Origin of the sequence: Aquimarina algiphila (assembly GCF_007489275.1) — a bacterium.
In the GTDB taxonomy this organism is placed as follows: domain Bacteria; phylum Bacteroidota; class Bacteroidia; order Flavobacteriales; family Flavobacteriaceae; genus Aquimarina; species Aquimarina algiphila.
The window spans coordinates 13188-36635 of sequence record NZ_VLNR01000041.1; the positions used below are offsets into that span (position 1 = coordinate 13188).

At 32.6% G+C, this 23448-nt stretch carries 14 protein-coding genes; 8 read left to right on the plus strand and 6 right to left on the minus strand.

Annotated elements, in window-relative coordinates:
• Window positions 1–26 precede the first annotated feature (26 nt).
• From FOF46_RS18190 to FOF46_RS18205, 4 genes are all read right to left on the minus strand, one after another.
• Window positions 27–749 (minus strand): alpha/beta hydrolase, encoded by a 723-nt coding sequence (locus FOF46_RS18190; protein ID WP_143917442.1) that lies wholly within the window; start codon window positions 747–749, stop codon window positions 27–29.
• A 168-nt stretch (window positions 750–917) separates the two neighbouring features.
• Entirely contained in the window at window positions 918–2459 is a 1542-nt protein-coding gene (locus FOF46_RS18195) for an acyl-CoA carboxylase subunit beta (RefSeq protein ID WP_143917443.1), read from the minus strand.
• Between the two features lie 4 nt (window positions 2460–2463).
• Window positions 2464–3906 (minus strand): acetyl-CoA carboxylase biotin carboxylase subunit, encoded by a 1443-nt coding sequence (gene accC, locus FOF46_RS18200; RefSeq protein WP_143917444.1) that lies wholly within the window; start codon window positions 3904–3906, stop codon window positions 2464–2466.
• A 49-nt stretch (window positions 3907–3955) separates the two neighbouring features.
• On the minus strand, window positions 3956–4441 hold the full coding sequence (locus FOF46_RS18205; RefSeq protein ID WP_109436571.1) for a biotin/lipoyl-containing protein: 486 nt from the start codon (window positions 4439–4441) through the stop codon (window positions 3956–3958).
• A 74-nt stretch (window positions 4442–4515) separates the two neighbouring features.
• Here FOF46_RS18205 and FOF46_RS18210 point away from each other — a divergent pair, with 74 nt between their 5' ends.
• Both FOF46_RS18210 and FOF46_RS18215 read left to right on the plus strand, forming a co-directional pair.
• Entirely contained in the window at window positions 4516–5115 is a 600-nt protein-coding gene (locus FOF46_RS18210; protein ID WP_143917445.1) for a LysE family translocator, read from the plus strand.
• Between the two features lie 57 nt (window positions 5116–5172).
• Entirely contained in the window at window positions 5173–5673 is a 501-nt protein-coding gene (locus FOF46_RS18215; protein ID WP_143917446.1) for a DUF1761 domain-containing protein, read from the plus strand.
• Between the two features lie 55 nt (window positions 5674–5728).
• On the opposite strand, the gene FOF46_RS18220 is transcribed toward FOF46_RS18215, so the two are convergent.
• Together FOF46_RS18220 and FOF46_RS18225 are read right to left on the minus strand one after the other, a co-directional pair.
• Complete coding sequence (locus tag FOF46_RS18220) at window positions 5729–6742, minus strand: metal-dependent hydrolase (protein WP_109436574.1); 1014 nt, start codon at window positions 6740–6742, stop codon at window positions 5729–5731.
• On the minus strand, window positions 6742–7932 hold the full coding sequence (locus FOF46_RS18225) for a peptidogalycan biosysnthesis protein (protein WP_143917447.1): 1191 nt from the start codon (window positions 7930–7932) through the stop codon (window positions 6742–6744). The genes FOF46_RS18220 and FOF46_RS18225 overlap by 1 nt, the downstream gene beginning before the upstream one ends.
• Before the next feature lie 278 nt (window positions 7933–8210).
• On the opposite strand from FOF46_RS18225, the gene FOF46_RS18230 reads away from it, so the two are divergent.
• The 6 genes from FOF46_RS18230 to FOF46_RS18255 all read left to right on the plus strand — a co-directional run bounded on the left by FOF46_RS18230 (window position 8211) and on the right by FOF46_RS18255 (window position 23439).
• Window positions 8211–8621 (plus strand): response regulator, encoded by a 411-nt coding sequence (locus FOF46_RS18230; protein WP_143917448.1) that lies wholly within the window; start codon window positions 8211–8213, stop codon window positions 8619–8621.
• A 300-nt stretch (window positions 8622–8921) separates the two neighbouring features.
• Window positions 8922–9335: a response regulator gene (locus FOF46_RS18235; RefSeq protein ID WP_143917449.1), complete on the plus strand. Its 414-nt coding sequence runs from the start codon at window positions 8922–8924 to the stop codon at window positions 9333–9335.
• Between the two features lie 236 nt (window positions 9336–9571).
• A complete protein-coding gene (locus tag FOF46_RS18240) occupies window positions 9572–12196 on the plus strand; it encodes a TonB-dependent receptor (protein WP_420885151.1) in 2625 nt (874 codons plus the stop codon).
• Entirely contained in the window at window positions 12193–14013 is a 1821-nt protein-coding gene (locus tag FOF46_RS18245; protein ID WP_109436579.1) for a YfiR/HmsC family protein, read from the plus strand. The genes FOF46_RS18240 and FOF46_RS18245 overlap by 4 nt, the downstream gene beginning before the upstream one ends.
• Before the next feature lie 273 nt (window positions 14014–14286).
• The gene (locus FOF46_RS18250; protein WP_143917451.1) at window positions 14287–16824 is read left to right on the plus strand and encodes a TonB-dependent receptor; all 2538 of its coding nucleotides are present in this window, start codon (window positions 14287–14289) and stop codon (window positions 16822–16824) included.
• A 3-nt stretch (window positions 16825–16827) separates the two neighbouring features.
• Window positions 16828–23439 carry a fibronectin type III domain-containing protein gene (locus tag FOF46_RS18255; protein ID WP_143917452.1) on the plus strand — a complete coding sequence of 2204 codons (6612 nt, stop codon included), beginning with the start codon at window positions 16828–16830 and terminating at the stop codon, window positions 23437–23439.
• Window positions 23440–23448: the final 9 nt, after the last annotated feature.

The window sequence follows — 23448 nt, forward strand, 5'->3', positions numbered from 1 at the left end:
CCCTTGAGAATTGGATTGTAGAATAATTATATAGTCTCTAAAAATGATTTTACAGCCTGCCAATACTCATCATGATCAGAAAACTTCGCCCAAAGTGCTCTAGATCCATGATTTCCTTTTGTTTTTGGAAGAAAAAAATGTTTTTTGGTAGATGGTATTGCATCATAAATAGTTGACCAACTCTTTTTTTCATTTTGAGCAGAGGTAATAAATACAGGTATTTTTATATGGCTGGCACTTTTAGTAATAAATTTTTTATCTTCAAAATATTCTCCTGGAGAAAATGAAAGTACACCATTAATTCCATCTGGATATTCACCTACATATTTAAGCACTAATGAAGAAGAGTATGAGCTACCCCAAATCACAAGTTTTTTAGGATGATATGTTTCTTTAACATAAGCTATTGAAGCTTCTAAATCTTGAAAGGCATCAACAAACTCTGTTTTTTTACCTTTCTTTTTGGCCATAGCATTAGTTTCATTTTGTACTCCGTTAACAGCCCCACCGGATCGTTGATCTACTGCTAGACAGTTATAGTCTAGTGCATTAAGTTTTGGAGCAATTTCTTTATATTCTCCACGACTCCAACCTGCCTGGTGAAAAAGAATAATAAATTGATCACTACCGTTTGCTTTATAGAAATCAGCAGTAATGTTGATTCCATCGGTAGCTTTATAGGTTATAGTTTGTTGGCTATATGTATAGCATACAAAAAACATCAAAAAAAGAGTACATATATGTTTCATGAATAAAATGACTTTTCAGTTAAAAATAAGAATCTAAAATACTAAATAATGTATTTGATACATACTATTCTTTTGTTATAATTTTGGATTTAAAAAATAGAGTCGATAACACAGTTAATATCTGAATTTTTCGACTCTACTTTTAATACTGTTATATATAATCACAAATTACAAAGGGATATTGCCGTGTTTGCGATCGGGACGAACAACTGTTTTATTTTCGAGCATGCTAAATCCTTTGATCAGTTTTCGACGAGTGTCTTTTGGAAGAATTACTTCATCGATAAAACCACGTTGTGCGGCGCGATAAGGATTTGCAAATTTATCGGCATATTCAGCTTCTTTTTCGGCAAGTTTGGCCACAGGATCATCTGCTGCACCAATCTCTCTTCTAAAGATAATCTCACTAGCACCTTTTGCACCCATCACGGCAATTTCTGCCGATGGCCAGGCAAAGTTAAGATCTGCACCTATATGCTTTGAGTTCATTACATCATATGCTCCACCATAAGCTTTACGTGTGATTACCGTTACTTTAGGTACAGTGGCTTCACTTAATGCGTATAATAACTTTGCTCCATGCACAATGATACCGTTCCATTCTTGATCGGTTCCCGGTAAGAATCCTGGAACATCGACCAAAACCAATAACGGAATATTAAAGCAATCGCAAAACCTGGTAAAACGTGCTGCTTTTTTAGAGCTGTTTACATCTAGAACTCCAGCCAAAAATAAAGGTTGATTCGCTACAACACCAATACTTCTTCCTCCAATTCTGGCAAACCCTACAATGATATTTTCAGCATAGTCTTTATGGATTTCATAAAAAGAATCGGCATCAATAAGCCCTTCAATAACCTCATGCATATCATAAGGTTTATTAGGATTATCAGGTACAATAGTAGAGAGATTGTCTCTTACTTCATCGGTTAGCGTATAGGCTAGTTTTTTGGGTTGTTCTTTATTACTTTGTGGGAGATAACTCAACAGTTTCTTAAGATCTTCGAGGCATTCTATGTCATTAGCAGAAGTAATATGAGCAACTCCTGATTTTGTAGAATGTGTACTGGCTCCTCCTAATTCTTCTGAGGTAACTTCTTCATTAGTAACTGTCTTTACTACGTTTGGACCAGTGACAAACATATAACTTGTATCTTCAACCATCATTGTAAAATCGGTCATAGCTGGAGAGTATACGGCTCCTCCGGCACAAGGTCCCATAATAGCAGAAATTTGTGGAATCACTCCAGATGCCTGTACATTTTTGAAAAAGATATCGGCATAACCTCCCAGAGATCGTACTCCTTCTTGAATTCGAGCCCCACCAGAATCATTAAGTCCGATAATAGGGGCTCCTGTTTTTACGGCCATATCCATTACTTTACAAATTTTCTCGGCATGTGTTTCTGATAATGCACCTCCAAAAACAGTAAAATCCTGTGCAAAAATATAGATTAAGCGTCCGTTTACCGTCCCGTATCCAGTAACAACACCATCTCCATAATAAATTTCTTTTTCCATACCAAAATCTGTAGTACGGTGTGTTACCAAAATACCAATTTCTTCGAAAGAACCTTCATCAAGAAGATATTCGACCCGTTCGCGAGCGGTTAATTTTTTCTTTTGATGTTGTTTTTCAATACGTTGCTCACCACCACCTAATTTTGCCTGAGCAATTTTCTCTTGTAACGTTTTTATTTTTGAGTCCATATTCTTAGTGCGTTGGTATGCGTAGTGTTTTTTGATCTTCGATATATTGTTTCATTGCAATTAAAGCAGCAATTTTAGCTTCTTCTTCAGTTGCCGATTGTAACAAATCGGGAGTATAATATTTTTTTACAAAATGTGTGTCAAAGTTACCCGAGCGGAAGGCTTCGTGTTCACATACAAATTTTCCAAAAGGTAATGTGGTTTGTACGCCTTCTACGACATAATTATCAATCGCTTTGATCATTAATTGAATAGCTTCTTCCCGGGTTTTTTCGTAAGTGATGAGTTTTGATAACATCGGATCATAATAAATAGGGATATCCATTCCTTCTTCGAAACCATTATCTACACGAATTCCTTCTCCGACAGGTAATATATATTTATCTAAATGTCCAACACTAGGTAAGAAATCATTTAAAGGGTCTTCGGCATATACTCTTAATTCCAAGGCATGTCCGGTGATACTTAAATCTTCTTGTTGTAATTCTAGTTGTTCTCCTCGTGCTATTTTTATTTGTAATTCTACAAGATCTGTTCCTGTAATGAGTTCTGTAACCAGATGTTCTACTTGTAGTCTTGTATTCATCTCAAGAAAATAGAAGTTATGGTTTTCGTCCAAAAGGAATTCAACAGTTCCTGCACCAAGATAGTCACAGGCTTTAGCTACTTTTACAGCGGCTTCTCCCATTTTAGAACGTAGTTCTGGAGAAAGTACAGCAGAAGGAGCTTCCTCCACTACTTTTTGATGTCGGCGTTGTACACTACATTCTCTTTCGAAAAGATGAAGAACATTACCATGACTATCAGCGATCACTTGAATTTCTATATGTCGAGGTGAGGCTACATATTTCTCAATAAATACAGAACCATCTCCAAAAGCAGAGGTTGCTTCACTAATAGCACGGTTCATTTGTGATTCTAAATCTTTTTCTTCTTCTACGACACGCATCCCTTTTCCGCCACCTCCTGCAGAAGCTTTGATTAAGATCGGAAACCCTATTTCGTTTGCAATATTCTTTGCTTTGACAACATCGGTAATAGCTTCATCTATACCAGGGACCATTGGGATATCATAAGCTTTAACAGCATCTTTTGCTGCTAACTTACTACCCATTACTTTTATGGCTTTAGATTTTGGACCAATAAAGATGATATTGTTTTTTTCAACTTCTTCTGCAAAATCTGCATTTTCACTCAAGAATCCATATCCGGGATGTATGGCATCAACATTCAATTGTTTTGCAACTTCTATGATTTTTGATCCCAAAAGATAAGATTGGTTAGAAGGTGCTTCTCCTATACATACTGCTTCATCTGCAAACTTTACATGAGGCGCATTTCTATCGATCGTAGAATATACAGCAACGGTTTTGATTCCCATTTTACGAGCGGTTGTCATTACTCTTATTGCTATTTCACCTCGGTTTGCTACTAATATTTTTTTCATACTGAAAAATGATTAGAACGTGCTGTTCTTTTTAATGCCTGTTGAAGGCTTATTCAAATTCGATTAATAATTGTCCTTTATCTACGGCATCACCTTTATCTGATGAAATAGATTTGATGACACCATCTCTGGGAGATAGAATAACATTTTCCATTTTCATGGCTTCCAAAATAAGAAGAGGATCATCTTCTTTTACCTCCTGTCCAACAGAAACCTGAATGTCTAATAATAAACCAGGCATTGGTGCTTTAATACTATTGACTTGTTTTGCGGAGCCAATAGAGAAGCCCATTGCTGCGATTTGCATATCCAATTCATTAGCAATATTGACCTGATAGGTAGTATTGTTAACTTTTACGGTGTATGACTTTGTATTAAAATCAGATGATACAACTTCTGTATGGTATGATTTGTTATTTTGTAGTAAATGATAAGAAGAACTTGAGTTTTTTATAGTATTTATTGTTGAAATATCTTGGTCGGTAAGATCAAACTCAAAGATCTTATTTACACCAGCCTTGTATATATTGCTCATAAGTATGACTATTTGATTCGCAAGATAAATATAGATATTATATTTACGAGAATTTAAACGTCAAAAATATCTTAATGTCTTTTTTAGAAGGATTTATTATTGGATTAGGAATGATCATTTTTGTAGGTCCGGTATTTTTTTTGCTGTTGAACAGTAGTTTTCAATTTGGTTCTAAGGCAGGAACGGCTGTCGCTTTAGGTATTATTTGTAGCGATGTTGTTTGCGTGATGTTATGTTATTATGGGTTGTCAGCTTTTGTTACTATAGAACAAAATCAATTTTGGATAGGAGTTATAGGTAGTGTAATTGTTTTTGGTTTGGGAATTAATTATTTGATGAAAAAAGTTACAACAACTGCTGATATTATAGTACAATCCAAAAAGTTGCATTCTTTTTTTTTAAAAGGATTTAGTGTCAATTTCTTTAATCCATTTGTTTTTGCAGTTTGGATAGGTGTTTATAATTATGGTCAACATAAATATTCAGAAAACGGATCATTATTTATTTTTATTGTAGCTGTTCTAACAGGTATATTGACCACAGATTTACTTAAAGTATTCTTATCAAAAAAAGTAAAGAAATTTATCTCATCCAAAAGGTTATCTGTATTTTTTAAAGTGACAGGATTTCTTCTTATTTGCTTTTCTATCAGGTTGTTATACGTGGTGTGGTAAAACCGTATTAGATTGATTTTGGTTATATTTGAGAAACAACTTTAAATACTAACTGATATGGAATTTAATTTTTTAATTACTGCACTTGCAGCGTTAATCCCTATGATATTAGGATTTATATGGTATAACCCAAAAGTTTTTGGTACAGCATGGATGAATGCTTGCGGATTTACTCAGGAAGATTTAAAAGGAGGGAATATGGCTTTGATATTTATTCTATCGTATGTTTTTAGTCTCTTCTTAGCTTTTATACTTAATACCCTTGTGATTCATCAATTTGGTTTTTTTTCTAGTATTATGAATGAGCCTGGATTAACAGAAGCAGGTACAGAAACGTATCAATATGCACAAGATTATATGGCGAAGTATGGTAATAATTTTAGAACTTTTGGTCATGGAGCTTTACATGGTACTATGATTGGATTAATGGTAGTATTACCAGTGATGGGAACAAATGCCCTGTTCGAAAGAAAAGGGTTTAAGTATATGGCAGTTAATATTGGGTACTGGATAGTTTGTCTTGCCTTAATGGGAGGTGTGATTTGCCAGTTTGCATAAATATATATAATAATAGATCGATCAGAGGGGCTTTTATTTAATGAAGTCCGTTTTTTTATGATTTATTGCCTAATACTCGACTGAATAGTTTTTTAAGTAGAGGAGTAGTGTCTTCCATATTTCGTTCTCTTTCTTTGGCTGTAAGAATACCGTTGTCATCATAAAATAATTCATAACTAAAAACAAAACGACTAGCTTCTGTGCCTACTCCTAATTGTCCAAACCTGAGATCATTAAAAAATAGTTTGTTATCGTTTTTTTCGATAGTATACCAACCTTCTGATAATTTGATTAATCTAGGGATTAGAGGATCGTTTTTCATTTTACCTAAGAGATGATGATTCTTTGGGAATTCTGAAAAAACAATGATATCTTCTTTTTCTAATAAAGAATAATAAGCTATTAAAAAAGAATCTTCTGTTTCTATGTTAGCAGTCCATAAAATGCTATTTAATGGAGTGGGTTTGGTTTGAATTTCTTTATAAGAAATATGTTGATTTTCAAGATTGGTTTGAAATATACCATATGTATACCATTTTAAACCTAATGTGATGATCATATATATACTACTAATATACAACCCAAGTTGATTGAATTTTTTCCTTTTTGGATGAGTACGTTTATAAAACATAGCAAGAATCACAAAAATTAAAAAAGGTATAGTATAGAGAGGGTCTACTACAAATATGTTTTTAAAAGAAACTTTATATTCGAATGGCCAGAATAACTGGGTTCCCCATGTAGTAAATGCGTCTAAAATAGGATGTGTAAAAAGCCCCAAAAACATAAGTTTTGACCAATCTTTCCAATCGGCTTCTTTATTTTGATAGATTTTAGAAATCATCCAACCCAATACTGGAGCTGCTAGTATGCTAAAGAGTATAGAGTGTGAAAAGCCCCGATGTAATTCATTAGCAGTGACATTATCTACAAAAATTTTTGATAGTACATCGAGATCAGGAATAGTTCCTGCAATCGCACCCCATAGCATTGCTTTATTACCTACTTTCCTTCCCAGAGCCGCTTCACCAACAGCTGCTCCCAAAACAATTTGAGTTAATGAATCCATTAATCTAATTGGAGTTTAAAAGGATTTCTAATTTCGTACTCATTTGGAGAAATTAGTTCTACTAATGGTTTTAATAAGGTGTTTGAAATAGAGTTTCCATGCCTGACATATAGTTTCATCTCAATTGGTTTTGCGCCGACACAACTTTTAATAATTTCTGCTGTTCTTCCCAATCGAAGCTCACGAGCCTTTTTATGTATGGCTAAGTCAACATAGTCATATAACATTTTTTGATATATAGAATGAGTGCTATTATACTGATAATCTATACCTATATGATTAGCATCTACGACATCATTAGTAACAAAAGAGGTTGTAAATCCAATTAGTTTTTCTTCAATAAAATATCCTTTAAATACAAAAGTTTGATCTAATGATTCTTTTAAATTTTTAAAGGTATAAGCATTAAGTTTACCAATTTTAAAATCAGCTTTTTCAATTACAGATAAATAAAGGTTGTCAATTTCGTTTTTAAACATCTCTATGTCTTCAGCATCAAAATCTTTAACGATTATGTTTTCAGATTTTTTAAAAACTTTTTTAACCCGAGTTCTAAATTTTGTTCTCATACTGGCCATATAATCGTCAAAAGTATGCCAGTTAGAATGCATATGTAGTACCATATTGACATCGATTTTAAATTCTCTAAAATCATGTTCTTTGATATAATCACTATGATCAAAAGACTCTGGCCAAAATTCTTTTAATAAAATAAAAGAGGGTTTGTCTGAGTTTTCTGATTTTCGGATTTCACGCAATGCATCAGACAAACTTTCAAATGCTGTTTTTGAGGAGATGTAATCGGTATTATATACAAAACCATGTTCGCCGCAAGAAAATAAATTACCACACACCAATACTCTAACATCTAAATTTTTAAACAATGTATTTTTAATAGTGTCACTAATACAGCAGGGGAATTCTTGTAATTTTAACTGCGCCGAATTAAATTTTATAAGCTGTGCTGCGGCAAAACCAACGGGAATGTCGTTATCATAAAATAGAATATATCTAAAGCGAATAGAACTAGAAAGAGTGCTCTCTAATGTTTTAAGATAATCTAAAGAAAGAAAGATGTTGTTTTCTGGATTTATAATATCCCAGTTAACATGAGGTATATCATCGATATGATTGTAATAAACATATTTTAAAGATGATGTTTTACATTTATTTTTTATTTTATCAAGCATATATTCCTTACAATATTCTCGAATGCATTAGAATTCGATATAATCCAAATTTACATTTATTTTTTAGAGTCTTCGTTAAAAGAACTACAAAACCAATTTAAAAGAAGATGATTATAGCGTTTTAAGCTATTCATAGTTTTACTATTATAAAAACAACTGTATAAAGTACGGTTTACCGTTAAATTTGTGTTTTTGAACGAAAAGTCTTTCATAAAATTAGATTTTCTTATGGTAATATCAAGAAAGTTTATTTCCTTTGAGTGTAATTGGGAATTTAAATGAATACATTGGTTGATTGCGTTCTGTTAATAGATGATGACAGAGCCACAAATTTCTTTAACGAAAGAGTTGTTGCCAAACACAGTGCTTTTCATAAAGTAAATACTGTGCAGAGTGGGATGGCAGCTCTTGAATATCTTAATAATGTAGCACAAAATACGGCTACAAAACCCAATCTTATATTTTTGGATATCAATATGCCTGCGATGAATGGGTGGGAGTTTTTAATTGAATTTTCTAAACTAGATGAACAAATTAGAGAAGGTATTAAAGTGATTTTATTGTCTACATCTTCTAACCCCGATGATGTAAGAGCTTCTGCCAAAAATCACTCTGTTGATGATTTTATCAACAAACCACTATCCTTAGATTTATTGGATAATGTATTAGAAAATCATTTTAATAAGTAAGAGCACTTTAGAATACTGTTTATAATATTATTACCTATCATTTTTAACGATAGATAAAGTTTGTAGGTTAGGAATTTACTTTATTTTTGACCGAAAAATAATAACAAGTATCTTTTTGTCGTTTATTTGTGTACTTAATCGTTAAATAGATTTTGTTTTTTATATTTTAAGAATGACTTAAATTTTTTTAGATTGTTTTGTACCAAGGTATTAAAGTATAAACTAAAAGTAGTGAATTTATGTTTCTTACATTAAAAAGAATAATAACGATTAAACCAGGTGAAGTAATAACCATTTAATATGGAAAAAATAAAATATTTTCTTTTAGTAGATGATAGTGATGCAACCAATTTTTTTAATAAAACAATAATCCAGAAGACAGAATGTGTTGAAGAAGTGTTGGTTGCAAAAAATGGGAGAGAAGCATTAGAGTATATACAATCAGGAATTGTTCCAGAAGTACTTTTTCTGGATGTAAATATGCCAGTGATGAATGGTTGGGAGTTTCTTACAGAGTTTAAAAAACTAGAAAGTAATTTAAAAAAATCTATTATTGTTCTTATGCTTGGTACAACACTAAATGAAGAAGAAAGAACAAAAGCAGAAAATATCCCAGAAATAAAGGAGTTTCAGGAAAAAATGTTATCTAAAGAAATAGTTTGTAAGATTGTAAATACATATTTTTCTGATGTACGTCCAGCCTTATGTTCCTAATAAAATGATTTGACATTTTATATAAAGGTATTGTCCAAAAATATTTGTAATTTGATTTAACTTATAATAGTTTTGGATATCACCATAAATCATTTATTTAATTTTAAATAAGTAAACATATTAAAACGAAGATAAAAAAAAGATCCCCTATCTCATTAGTAGGGTACAGAGTATACCTTACTCTTTTCCTATTCATTGGTGTTATTTCGGGAGTATCTTCTCAGTCTAGAGCGATTATATCGGGGAATGTTTCGGATCAGTTTGGTAATTTACCAGGAGCAAGAGTAGCTATTGAAGGCACTGATAAAAGCACAACAACAGATGTTAATGGCTTTTATAGTTTTGATGTAGATGAAGGAGAGTATATAGTTACTTCAAAATTTGTTATGTATACTTCTGTTTCCAAAACAGTTAACGTTAAAGTTGGAGATACAGCAAAACTTGATTTTATTTTAAAAACAGGTTTTTCTATTGATCAGCCTATTTCTTTAGGTTCCAGAGCCAAACCCAAATCTCTTTTAAAAAATACAGCAGCTGTTGATATTGTATCACCACAACACCTTACAAATTCATCGCAGGTAGAATTAAGTCATATTTTACATTACTTAATTCCATCTTTTCACTCTACTAATCAAACTATTGCAGATGGAACAGATCATATAGATCCGGCAACTCTTAGGGGATTGGGGCCTGATCAAGTTCTGGTTTTAGTAAATGGTAAGCGGAGACATAGTAGTTCTTTGTTAAACGTTAATGGTACAGTAGGGAGAGGGTCTGTAGGTACTGATTTTAATGCAATACCTATTGCCTCTATAGAAAGAATAGAAATACTTAGAGACGGAGCTACTTCACAATATGGTTCTGATGCTATAGCAGGTGTGATTAATATTATTCTTAAGAAACAGATAGAGATTATTCAGATAGATAATAGAGTAGGGTTAAATATTGAAGGAGATGGAGTAAATATATATTCTTCTGCAAATTTTGGATTAAAAATAGGAGAAGAAGGGTATATTAATGTTACTGCAGAATATAGAGATAGAGAATCAATAAACCGGTCCGGAGAGTATACAGGTGCAGTTTATACTAACGATGTGACAGAAGATCAGAGGTTGATTTTAGAAAATAATTTTTTCGGACAAACAGGATATTCTGGTAGACGAGTAATGGAAATAGGAAGTGCAGAGACGCAGAACTTGGCATTATCATTTAACGGGGAAATAAAAATGTCTGATTATGCAACATTTTATATGCATGGAGGAAGAAATTATAGAGAAGGCACATCAAAAGGCTTTTATCGCTTCCCCAAAGATCAGGATAGAGTGGTTCTCGAATTATTTCCAAATGGTTTTTCACCTGAGATTATGACCGATATCCAGGATGATGCAATTACCGGAGGTATAAAAGGAATAAAGAATGATTGGGATGTAGATTTTAGTCATTCTATTGGAATTAATAGATTAGATTATACTGTAAATAATTCTAATAACGCTTCGTTGGGAGTGACTTCGCCGAGAACCTTTTATGCTGGAGGATTTTTGTATAAACAGAATACTACAAATCTGGATATTTCAAGAACATTTGATTGGCTTAGTGGAGTAAATATTGCTTTTGGAGCAGAATTAAGAGTAGAAAATTATCAGATTATTGCGGGAGAGGAAGCTTCTTATATAGATGGAGGAAGTACCTATATAGATGATTTAGGAATGGAGTTACCAAGAATTGTTGGAGCTCAGGTTTTTCCTGGTTTTCAACCAGAAAATGAATTAAACCGTTTTAGAACAAATAGTTCCGGATATTTGGATATAGAGGCGAATGTTTCAGAAAAATTATTGATACGAGGCGCTGGACGATACGAGGCGTATAATGATTTTCGAGGGCAGGCTATTTGGAAATTATCGGGTCGATATAGAATTAAAGATGAAATTAGCGTTAGAGCAGGTTTCTCTACTGGCTTTAGAGCACCTTCATTACATCAGGTCTTTTTTCAAAATATTAGTACCCAGTTTATTAATGGAGAAAGTGTTCAAGTAGGGACTTTTAATAATGAAAGTGCTGTAGCCACAGAGGCTTTTGATATCGGAAAATTAAAACCCGAATTGTCCAACCATTTTAGTGCAGGAATAAGTGGAAAATTCAGCAATAATCTATCTTTTAGTTTTGATTATTATTTGATCAATATAGAAGATAGAATTGTACTTTCTGGAAGATTTGCAGAGGAGTATGAAACAATATTAGAGCCATTTAATGTAGGGGCAGCTCAATTCTTTACCAATGCCATAGACTCTAGAACGTCTGGAGCAGATATATCTTTGTTTTATAAAACCCCACTTGGTAGTGGAGAGTTTAATGCTTCTTTGGGAGCCAATATAACAGGAACTAAAGTAAAAGGAGCTATAAAGGTTTCACCAGCACTTACCGGACAGGAAGAAGTGCTGTTTAATAGAGAAGAAATTGCGAGAGTAGAATATGGACAACCTAATTATAAAATCAATTCTTTGTTATCTTATGATTTTGATAAACTAAGGTTTCAGATGGTAAATACCTTATTTGGCGAAGTTAAATTTATACATCCAAATGACGGAAATCCTATAAATTGGGTTGTAAATGATTTTACAGGAAATGTAGAAACAAGAGATCAAACATTTTCTCCCAAATTAGTTACAGATATGGCGATTTCATATCAGTTTAATGATTATATGAAATTTACGTTAGGCGGAAATAATATTTTTAATGTATACCCAGATAAACATAAACATGCAGCAAATACTGAAGATGGTAGTTTCACATACAGTAGAAGAGTGCAGCAGTTTGGTGTTAATGGAGCTAATTATTATTTAAGATTACTACTTAGATTATGATGGGGGAAAGGTTTTATATATTGACCATTCGTAAATATCTAACCCCTGTATTCTTATGTTTATTTACTGCTTTTTTCTTTTTAAATACAACTGCTCAGGAAACAGATAATGAAGAGGTTAAACGACTACATAGACCTATTTTTGTATTTAATTTTGCGCAGCAAATAGGCTGGCCAAATATTGATGAGTTAAAAAGTTTTAAAATCGGTGTTCTTGGACCGGATCGAACAATTTTAGACCTCCATGCAATGGCACAAAAACGTAAAATTCATGGTAAGCCAGTAGAGATTGTACGTTTTACAGTAGTTAAAAATGTACAAGATGTCCAGTTATTATATGTTAATCATAAGTATAACTATGATATTAAATATATTCTGAATAAAATTTCGGAAAAAAATATATTACTAGTTAGTGAAGACTATAATTATAATGCTTCTATGATTAACATGGTTAATGTTGCAGATGCATTTGAATATGAGATCAATGAAAGTAGGATAAAAAAAGAAAATTTTGTAATTGTACCTACATTAAAAGAATATGCTATTTCCTCTTCTGAAAAATGGAAACAATTGTATCAAAAAACAGAAGAAACATTAACAAAAGTACAAGAAGATAAAGATGAACAAGAAGCGATTCTTAAGGAGAAAATAACAGACCAGCTAGAAAAAATAGATCATCAAGAAAAAGAAATTGATACAAAAGAAGGTGAGATTATTCGTCGAAATGAAAAAATAGAAAACCTGTATACCGAAAGTGAGATACAGAAAATAAAGTATAAAGAAAAAATTTCTATCGAAAGAGAGCTTGAAAAAAATATTCAAGAGCAAATAGTGTTCATAAAAAACCAGGAAGAGAAAATAAAGACTAGCGCTCTGGAAATTGAAAAGCAAAATGAATTTTTAGAACGCCAGAATTCAAAAATTGAAGAACAAAGTACCATTTTAGAAAAACAAACATCAGAAATCAATGCTCAAAAAAAGATTAATATTCTATTGGTGAGTATCATTTTTTTAGCCTTGTTAGGAAGTTTGCTAATTTATCGAGGTTTTCTTCAAAAGAAAAAATTAAACAAAGAACTGGGAATAAAAAATGAAGCGATTTCTCAACAGTCACTTGAGTTAGAGGCAAAAAATAAAGAATTAGAACAATTTGCATATATAGCAAGTCATGACCTTCAAGAACCATTAAACACGATATCTAGCTTTATAGGGCTTATTGCAGAAGATTATGAAGCAAGTTTTGATGATGTGGGAAAAGAAAGTTTATCCTTTATTAAGGATGCCAGTATTCGAATGAAGAAGTTAATAGATGCATTATTAGAATATTCTAGATTGGGAAGAAGTAAAGCTTATACAAAAGTGAGCTGTAATGAAGTATTGAAGGAATTGAAAAGTGATTTAAAAAATAGAATAGAAAATACAGGAGCAATACTTCATATAGCTGATTTACCAATAGTGAATGGGTCAGAAATTGAACTTAGATTATTATTTCAAAATTTGATTAGTAACGGAATCAAATTTAGAGCTTCAGATACAGTACCAGAGATCACAATAAATTGTATCAAAAAAAATGATGATAAGAAAGATACTAAAGGTTTTTGGCAATTCTCTGTAAAAGATAATGGTATTGGAATTCCTAAAGAACACCAAGAACGTATATTTGCTATTTTTCAACGGTTACACTCCAGAGATACGTATGAAGGAACTGGTATTGGCTTAGCTCATTGTAAGAAAATAGTAGAAGCCCATGGAGGAAAAATATGGTTAGAATCTTTTGAAAACCAAGGTAGTACCTTTTACTTCACAATTCCGTTATAGGCATATTATACACTTTAACAATACAATTTTTGAATCTTTTTTTTCAAGAATATCACTGAAAACAGTGAGTATTTCCTAAACCTTTTAAATTAATTTTGGTTCCAGAAATAATGTTATTAACCATCTTTATGTACCTAGTATATTGTTGAGGTAAGATCAAAAAGTACCTTCTTCAGATATGTAAAACAACTAGCGATTAGTATGCATTAGATGTTTATGTATTATTCAAAATGTAAGTAAATCTAGAAGTTTTAATTAAAGTATTTTGAGTTTTTGGAGACCTCATCAAAAAAGTATCGTTTAGCACCTCTTTTATTAGGAAAATATCATTATTTGATTCCAAGAATACTTTGTTTCACTTTTTTTTTCTGCTTCTCGGTTACAACATTTTGTCAGGATTTAGGTCAAATAGGAAAAGCAAAACTATTTAAATTAACAGGAGGAGTGGCAGCCAACGCAATTTTTTATGATGGACAATCTAATAGAGAACCGTTTACCTATTTTTTAACGGGTAATATTAATTTGAATATTAGTGGAGTATATAATATCCCTTTCTCATTTTCATATTCTAATCAGGAATTTCGAAGTAGCAATCCTTTTTCTTATAATCGATTAAGTATTCATCCGTCTTATAAATGGGTAACTACTCATATTGGAGATGTTAGTATGACATTTTCTCCATATACATTAAGCGGACATCAATTTACAGGATTAGGAGTAGATCTTACTCCGGGAAGTCGTTTTAAAGTAAGTGCCATGTATGGTCGATTGCTTAAAGAATCAGAGTTTAATCCTGATGACCCACAATCTCAACCAGCGTATCGAAGAATAGGATACGGTATTAAGACAAGCTATGATTTTGAAAAATTTTCTATAGGAGCGATTTTCTTTAAAGCCTCTGATGATAAAAATTCTATTAATACCCCTGTCCCCATAGAATTAGAATTACAGCCTAAAGAAAATGCAGTGGTAAGTATAGAGGGGAGAGTAAAACTTTTTGATAAAGGAGAGGTTAATGTAGAAGTGGCTTCTTCTACGATAACCGAAGATACAAATGCAGAAGGAGAAGCAGAAAATTCATCAGTTTTATCGGCGTTAGTTAAAACGAATGCTACGACACAGCATTATAAAGCCTTTAATGCCAGTTTTTCTTATCCTGTGGGACAAGGAACTGTTGGTGTTGGTTATGAATATATTGATCCGGATTATAGAACTTTGGGAGCTTATTTTTTTAATAATGATCTCGAAAATATTACGTTAAATGCTACTCAGAATCTATTTGAAAATAAAGTAAATATTGCTTTTAACGCAGGTTTGCAAAGAGATGATCTTGATAATACAAAGAGTACTCAACTACAACGTGTTGTTAGTGCTGTTAATCTTACATATAATGCTTCAGAAAAATTAAGCCTTTCAGGAGGATATTCTAATTTTCAATCCTATACTAATATCAAGGATCAGTTTGATTTTATTAATGAAGTTTCACAAATTGATAATTTGGATACTCTGGATTTTCAACAAATTTCGCAGAATGCAAATCTTAATACAAATTATATTTTAACAGATACAGAAACAAGAAAACGTAATCTTAACATAGCATTATCTTTTCAGAATGCGGTGAATAAACAAGGAGGGCGAACCGTAGAAAATGGAGATTCTAATTTTTATAATGGTAGTGCCTCTTATACATTTGGTTATCCTATTATCAATCTAAATATTTCTACAGCCGTTAATATAAGTTATAGTACTATTGGTACAGATACAGGCGTGACATACGGACCTATAGTATCTGCTAATAAACAGTTTTTTGATAAAAAACTACGTACAACAGGGTCAGTAAGTTATAATCAGAGTAATAATAATGGCGAAAAACAGGGAGATGTAACGAATATAAGATTAGGTAGTTCGTATACTTATCTTAAAAAACACAATTTTAACCTTAACGTACTATCGCAATTTAGAAACTCAACAACTTCTAGTAATGATTTTACGGTAACTTTTGGATATAACTATATTCTCGATAAGTTCAACCCCAGGTTTAAACTTCCGGAAAGGGAAAAGAAAAAGAAGGAGAAGAAAAAGAGGGTAAGGAAATCAAAGGCGGATGAAATTATCCAGTTTAAATATAGAGATTCTCTGTATCGCGGAACAAGAGCAGAAATTAATGTACAACTGGAAGATCTCCAAAACCATTCACATTTTGACCATATTCCTGGATATAAAAAAGGAGAACTTAGTATGTTACGCCAGATCGTGGCTGATGAGAAAAATAAAAATGAGTACAGGGTGAAAGCTTTTGTTTTCCTGAAAGAATTATATAGTTACGAAGATTTTCTTGCAGGGTATAATCAATTGATATTCGAAACATTGATAGAGTTAAGAAGGGATATGCAGCGTCTGGATTATGCATTTGAAAAAGCCTTTGTCAAAGCCAAAATAGCCGTAGATAATCATAGTTTACATAAAAGAACAGAAGAAGAACGTCAAAATAGTGCCAAAGCATTGCAAGAACGGTATAAGGAGTTACAACAAAATTCTAATACTGCCTTGGCTAGATTGATAGGACACCGCTGGACGTTGCCGATTATTAAAAGTTATAATTCTCTAAAGAAAGTTGAAAATCCAGATAAGTTCCTGAGAGAGCTGATGGAACAAGAGAAAGAAAATATATTCCGTATGAAGGATAAAAAAGAAGATGATCAAAAAATCGAATTGTATATCATTACACAGATTATTGATTTTTATCTTAAAAAATCCCTTAAGTATACGGATCCAGATAAATTTGATTTGAAATACGTAGAAAAGAACTAACCTATGAGAAAATTAGTACTTACACTATTTATACTGCTTTATAGTTTTGGTCAAGCCTTAGCGCAACGATTTCCTATAACAGTAATTCCGCAAGTTAACCCTCCGGCACCCGTGAATTTTTATAATTATGCCGACGGTACTACAATAAACAGCCCGTTAAGAGTACAATTCTTGCTTAGCGATATTACGATATCCAGAGAACAAATTCGATTAAAAGTATCTTTTGAGGGTAATGGGATCGCTTTTGAAAGTAGAGATGTTGTAGTTGGTGCTCCTACCTTACTTATTGATGGTGGTATTCCTTTGGTATTGACAAATGCAGAGCTGGCTCCTTATTTTGAGTTTCAAAATTTACAAGGAATCAATCCAAACATTTATAGTAGAACTATTCCAGAAGGTAGTTATCAGTTCTGTTTCGAAGTTTTTGATTTCACCACCGGGAACCGTCTATCCTCAAAAACCTGCGCTAGTACCTATATTTTTAAGAATGAACCTCCAATATTAAATCTTCCGTTTGATGGAGTTAATATTGAGCCAAAAGAAGTTGATAATATTGTTTTTCAATGGACACCAAGGCATATTAATGTAAGTAATGTTGAGTATGAGTTGAGTATTGTAGAAATATGGGATGATTTTGTTGATCCCCAAACAGCTTTCTTATCATTACCTCCTGTTTTTGAAACAACAACAAGGTCTACCTCATTTGTATATGGTCCGACTCAACCTTTATTACTGCCAGAAAAACGATATGCATGGAGGGTAAGAGCAAAAGCACTGCAGGGAGCAGAAGAAGTTGGTCTTTTTAGAAATGAAGGGAATAGTGAGATTTTCTGGTTTTCCAGAACATCACCGTGTACTGTACCCATTAATGTATATGCAGAACCCAAAGGAATTTCTAAGATTAATGTCTTTTGGGATGAAGATCCTTCTGTGTATACAGAATATACCATAGCATACCGAGAAGCTAATAAACCCAATGCAGAATGGTTTACTATGCGAACCAATAGTGGTTGGGCAACTGTTTGGGATTTAAAACCCGGTACAACATATGAATATAAAGTAAAAGGGAAATGTAAATATCAATATGGACTATTTTCTGAAATTCAGGAAATAACAACAGCCACTGCACAAGATGAAACTGCAAATTATAACTGCGGTATTGTTCCTGATGCAATTGCTATAACGAATAGAGAACCACACCCTAATCTTCAGATAGGGGATCGTATCACGGCTGGTGATTTTGTAATGACAATTACTGAATTAGATAGTAACAATAGTGGAAGAATAACAGGAAGAGGGTATGTAAAAGTACCTTATTTTAAATTCGCTCGATTTGGAGTAAAGTTTGACAATGTTTTGGTCAATACTGATAATCAATTGGCTGAAGGCGAAATTGTCACTTTATATGATCCTGCTTTTGGAGAAGGAGAAGGTATGACGGTAGATGTTGATCTTGATGTTGTCGAAATGATAACCGGAGATCAGGGAGAACTCTCTAGTGCAGAGGTGGATTTTGTTATTGCTGACATAAAACCAGATGAAAACAATGCCTGGGTAATAACAGGAACCAATGGGGAGCAAGCTATTGTTCCTGGAGGACAGGATGTAGTGATTAGAGATGAAAGTGGAACTGCATGGACAATTGGTGAGGATGGAACTATAAGTCAAGAGCAAGTTGCCGATGGAGGACCCGTAACAGAAGAGAGTACTGCCGGATTAGCCAATGGAGATGTTTCTGAAATATCTGCTACAGGAGTTCGTATAGATTTTGAAAAATCTGGATTTTATGCTTTTGATGAAATGCCCAATAATGTTAAGGAACAATTGAGATCAAAATACAAATCGCTAACCATGGTAAATGGAGAGGTCTACCATATGCCTTATAAAGTGATATCTGATATCAAAGAAGAAGATAAAATAAGAGCTAAGGCTACATTTTCTGATAGTAACATTACTAAAGAAGATATTGTTTTTAAGACCAAAGAAGGAATCGAGGTTTCTGCAGAATGGTCTGGTGATATAGCAACATTATCATTGAAGAAAAAGTCAGATTATCTTATAGAGGAAATACTCGCAACTGTAAAACCAAAAGATTCAACGGAAAAATATAAAATAGCAGGAGCATTCAATTTGGTACACTTAGGAAAACCAGAAATGTATGCCATTAATTTAGTGATTGTACCGGTTAATAATGCAAATGTCAATACCAGAGTACGGGAGAATATTAATGCCATTTATAATAAAGCCGGAGTTAACTTTAAAATTACTACAGGAGATCGATTACAAATTCCAGAAAGCGTATGGGATATTGACAAAAGTGATCAAATAGTTAATGCAGGAGAAAGCGGAGTGTTGAATTATTATTCTAAAGAAGAAAAAGCAATACATGAATATTTCAAAACACAAACAAACTATAATGAACAAACCTATTATCTGTTTGTAACAGACCTAAAAGCAGTTAACAGCGATACCAAAGAAGAATTAGAAGGTTTTATGCCACTTAAAGGGCAGTTTGGATTTGTTTTCCAAAAATCTAAGGATCAATCTACCACCATTGCACACGAGTTAGGACATGGGGTTTTTGGTTTAGAACATCCATTTGTAGAATATAAAACTCCAGAAAAATCTACTGAGTTCTTGATGGATTATAAAGGAGGTATGGTTCTTAATCATATGGATTGGAAAAAGATGCATGCTCCCGGATTCAAGTTGTATTGGTTTCAAGGTGATGAAGAAGGGGAATATACAGATACAGAATTCGCAGATAAGATATTTCAAATCATACGATGTGCCTATATAAACTCCAATGCAAACGATGTTATTTCTTTTGATACATCGGTTTTTGGTAAAACGGGTACATTTCATACAGAATGGAAAGGAGACAAGATATGGGTCAAAATTGATCAAGGAAATTTTGAAGGAAAATCAGTATATGAGCCTGTAGAGATTGGTAAAAATGATCCTGGAAATCAGCCTTGGCGCTATAGTTTGCTATATAAAAATGTAGAAATATACACACCTAGACATAGTACGGGGTCAGATCCAAAAGAGTTAAAGGCATTAAGAGAGTATTTATTTCCAGAAGATAAATCACAATTTAAAAGAGAGGCAGAAGAAATTTTAGTTGAAATTCTTAATAAGAATGAGTTTGAAGACGAAGATTTTGAAAAAATTAAGAGTATAGCAAATTGCGGAGTACAATATTTTACAGCGGAACAGAGATATCAAATTATATCCAAAATAGTTAAAAGTGTAAATATCACAGAGTATTATGAAGATTTGATACTGGACTTGTTCGAAACGTCGCCTTTAGAGGATATTACCATTTATTATGATGAGTTTTTAGGCTATTTATTAGATGAAGATAACAAAGTATTAGAAGAATTATTTGCAGATGTAGATGATGCTGGAGTAGGAGTCCTTTGGAAAGGAAGAGAGAATAACTATACTCGTTTTATAAATGCATTAGCTGACGTTACTTCCAAATTAGATAAAGATGCTAAGAAATGGCAGATTGTAAACTATATCATAAATAATGATTATGGAGATATAGAAGATGTTGAAAAGAAAGGAATTACTACAATTTTAGCATCAATGAACAAAAATTCTGTAATAGCAGATAAAGTTCCTGCTATTACTGAGTTATTCATCAATATGCTTGATGATGATGATCATTGTGAAGATTTAAAAGATTATGAGGTAGTTTTTGACATTGCAACGTTAAGAAATTCTAATAGAGAGTTATTTGCCAGTTTTACACAATCAGAATCAACAGTTTTACTTAATAATGAAAAAGTAAGAATCGTAGCAGGCAAATGGAAGTTTTCATGGGTCAGTCCTGTAATTTTTGAAATCAGAGAAACACTTAAAGGTGATCGAGAAATCAAAGAAAGTGAATTAAGCAACTACTACATTTGGTCCAAGTTTTTGAATGAAGATCAAAATAAACATGTAAAAGATGTATTAGAAACCGATCCCTCAGAATATTTCCAGATCTTTTTTGATCAATTATCTAAACATTTTAATAATGCTCAAAATGATAATAATAAGTTTTGGGAAAGGACTGCTATTATCAATTGCGATAATAGAGATCAAATTATGGAGCATGTTAATGCCAATGAAAATTCAACATCGCTTAAAAATGTAGATGAACAACAACGATTAGAATTATTAGTAAAAATGTTTGATTGTGATAATTGGTTTGATATCTCTGATACCGAAGCATATTATGAAAATACAGAAGACGTTCTTATGAAACTGGTTACTAGTTTTGATCCCTCGAATACTAAGGTGCTGGTTACAATCGAAGAAATAGGATTAGACAAGATTTATGATAAACTTTCAGGAAAACAATTAAGTAAATTTTTAGCGTGGACAGGAGCTCAAATTACTAATAGTGGGCATATTGCAGAATCAGATCCATTAGAGGTTTTAAAACCAGATGGTACCCTAATTAGCAAAGATGATTTACTAAAACTAGAATCTAATCTATTTAGTTTTCAAAACTTTTCAGTAGAAAGAATAGCTAAAAAAAGTATAACTATTGATTCCAAAGAGGTAGAGTACAATCAAATGGTTTGGGTATATGTAGAAGGTAGTTTTACTTTTTTAGATCAAAAATTTAAAAAAGGAGATGTTTTACATGTTCCTTTGGTTCAGGCGTTTGCTATGAGTAATAGCAATAGAAATATAGCCTTAGGTAAAGGAGCCTGGTTTGCTGTTGATGTAGTTTCATTGGCTTTTGGTGTAGGGAGTGTTGCTGTATTTATTAAAGTAGGGAATACAGTTAGAAAAGTGGTTGTTGCATCAGATTTACTAGGTTCTTCGGCAGGAATGCTCGCGAACGCACTGAATGATGATGCGATTTCGGCAGATATGAGGTTTAAGCTAAATATTTTGGCATTGGTTGCCTCTTTACCACAATTAGCAACGATCAATAAAAATTTTGATAATGTTATTACAGAGTTAGACGATAAGATTGATCAGGCACGGGGACTTAACACTACATCGAGAGAAGTACTCGAAGAACATTTAGAAAAGATTACGGAAAAAATTGGTTCAGATGCGTTAAAACAAGCTGATGGTATTATATCTGATGCTAATAAAAAGTTACTTGAAGAAATTGAAGATATTATTCAGGAATATGATGATCCAATTGCTAATCTACATAAGGTGATTAAGGATTCACATCTTCAACAATCAGTTAAAGATGAAATAGTCAAAATTGAAGATTATAGAGCGCTATCTGATTTATTAAGAGGTAAAATAGGTGAAGAATTATTAGATCTGGCAAATTCTACAAATCCAGAATTAGTAGCCTATGTAAAGGAATTGATTAATGCTCGTGGAGCTTCTAAAATCAGTGATAAAAAAGTCCTTCTGTCTGCTTTAAAAGAAGCAGAGAATGTGTATACACTGCCAAAAGTAGTAGCAACAGAAATCACTAATGGTAGTGGAGGATTGGGACGGATTTTTTCTGGAGAATTTGATGGCAACTCTGCTGTGTTCAAATTCGATAGAACAGGAAAACAAGATTATGATACTGTACAAGAAATTGAAGATGTGGCCAAAGCGCTCGAAACGTATGGAGGACCTAAAGTATTAGGACGTGTTCGTATACAAGATACGAACGGTATATGGTATGAAGCAGTTGCAATGCAACGTATAGATGGTCATGATTTGACCAAATTAAAAAATATGAACTCCAGAGGAGAAGGGCTCCCTATTCAGGTAACGTCTGCGCACTTACGAGCAATTGATGATCTTATAGAAAGGTTGACAAAAGAAAATAAGTTTTTGGATGAAGTTAATCTCGGTGATTTTATGCTGACTACTAATCCAGATCGAGTTGTATTGCTGGATATGTTTGTAAAGGAAGGTAAAGTAAATGATCCTAAAGAATTGTTTAGCAATAAGCCTGTTCGTAGTACAATTGAAGAGCTTATAGGTAGTAAAACAAGCCTAATTTTTAATCTTAAAAAATACCCAGAACTTGATGGTGAAGTAGCTAAGTTAGATGAAGTTTTAAAACCTCAATTTTTAGAAGATTTTGAAAATGCTTCTGAAAATGTTCTGAATAAATTACAAGATGAGAATTTATTTGATATATGGAAAAATAGCATTCGCAGCAATGATATTAATATTCTTAAAAAATTTGCATTACAAGGAGATGTTAGAACTGAGTATGCAAATGCACTAGATAATTTCATCAATAAAGAAAGGAAATTAATGGATCAATTTAAGAATGATCCAAATAAATTAGAGAAAGTTGCAAAAGGAATGTTTGACTTAAGACTTGAAACAACAACACGATTTAAAGTCGAGAAAACCCCTGCTGATTTACTAGAATGGATTCATAAATTTAATGTTAACCGATATGGACCGATTGGAGGTAATAAATGGGGACATACTTGGGAAAGTATTGTTGATGCTAATAAAAGAAAAGGGTTGGAAGGAGATGATCTGTATAATAAGATAATTAGTAGTTCTAAAACCCCTCTTGGAGATGGTGATAAAGTAAAATTAGGTGATGCTATGAGAGATGTTCTCAAGAATGATAGTAAGTTTAGTGATTTAGAAATAATTCTTAAGAAATATAGATTATGGAGATATTAATAAATTTAT

Coding starts and splice junctions, on each gene's coding strand:
- FOF46_RS18190 (WP_143917442.1), bottom strand. CDS start 749: ATGAAACATATATGTACTCTTTTTTTGATGTTTTTTGTATGCTATACA.
- FOF46_RS18195 (WP_143917443.1), bottom strand. CDS start 2,459: ATGGACTCAAAAATAAAAACGTTACAAGAGAAAATTGCTCAGGCAAAA.
- accC (WP_143917444.1), bottom strand. CDS start 3,906: ATGAAAAAAATATTAGTAGCAAACCGAGGTGAAATAGCAATAAGAGTA.
- FOF46_RS18205 (WP_109436571.1), bottom strand. CDS start 4,441: ATGAGCAATATATACAAGGCTGGTGTAAATAAGATCTTTGAGTTTGAT.
- FOF46_RS18210 (WP_143917445.1), top strand. CDS start 4,516: ATGTCTTTTTTAGAAGGATTTATTATTGGATTAGGAATGATCATTTTT.
- FOF46_RS18215 (WP_143917446.1), top strand. CDS start 5,173: ATGGAATTTAATTTTTTAATTACTGCACTTGCAGCGTTAATCCCTATG.
- FOF46_RS18220 (WP_109436574.1), bottom strand. CDS start 6,742: ATGGATTCATTAACTCAAATTGTTTTGGGAGCAGCTGTTGGTGAAGCG.
- FOF46_RS18225 (WP_143917447.1), bottom strand. CDS start 7,932: ATGCTTGATAAAATAAAAAATAAATGTAAAACATCATCTTTAAAATAT.
- FOF46_RS18230 (WP_143917448.1), top strand. CDS start 8,211: ATGAATACATTGGTTGATTGCGTTCTGTTAATAGATGATGACAGAGCC.
- FOF46_RS18235 (WP_143917449.1), top strand. CDS start 8,922: ATGGAAAAAATAAAATATTTTCTTTTAGTAGATGATAGTGATGCAACC.
- FOF46_RS18245 (WP_109436579.1), top strand. CDS start 12,193: ATGATGGGGGAAAGGTTTTATATATTGACCATTCGTAAATATCTAACC.
- FOF46_RS18255 (WP_143917452.1), top strand. CDS start 16,828: ATGAGAAAATTAGTACTTACACTATTTATACTGCTTTATAGTTTTGGT.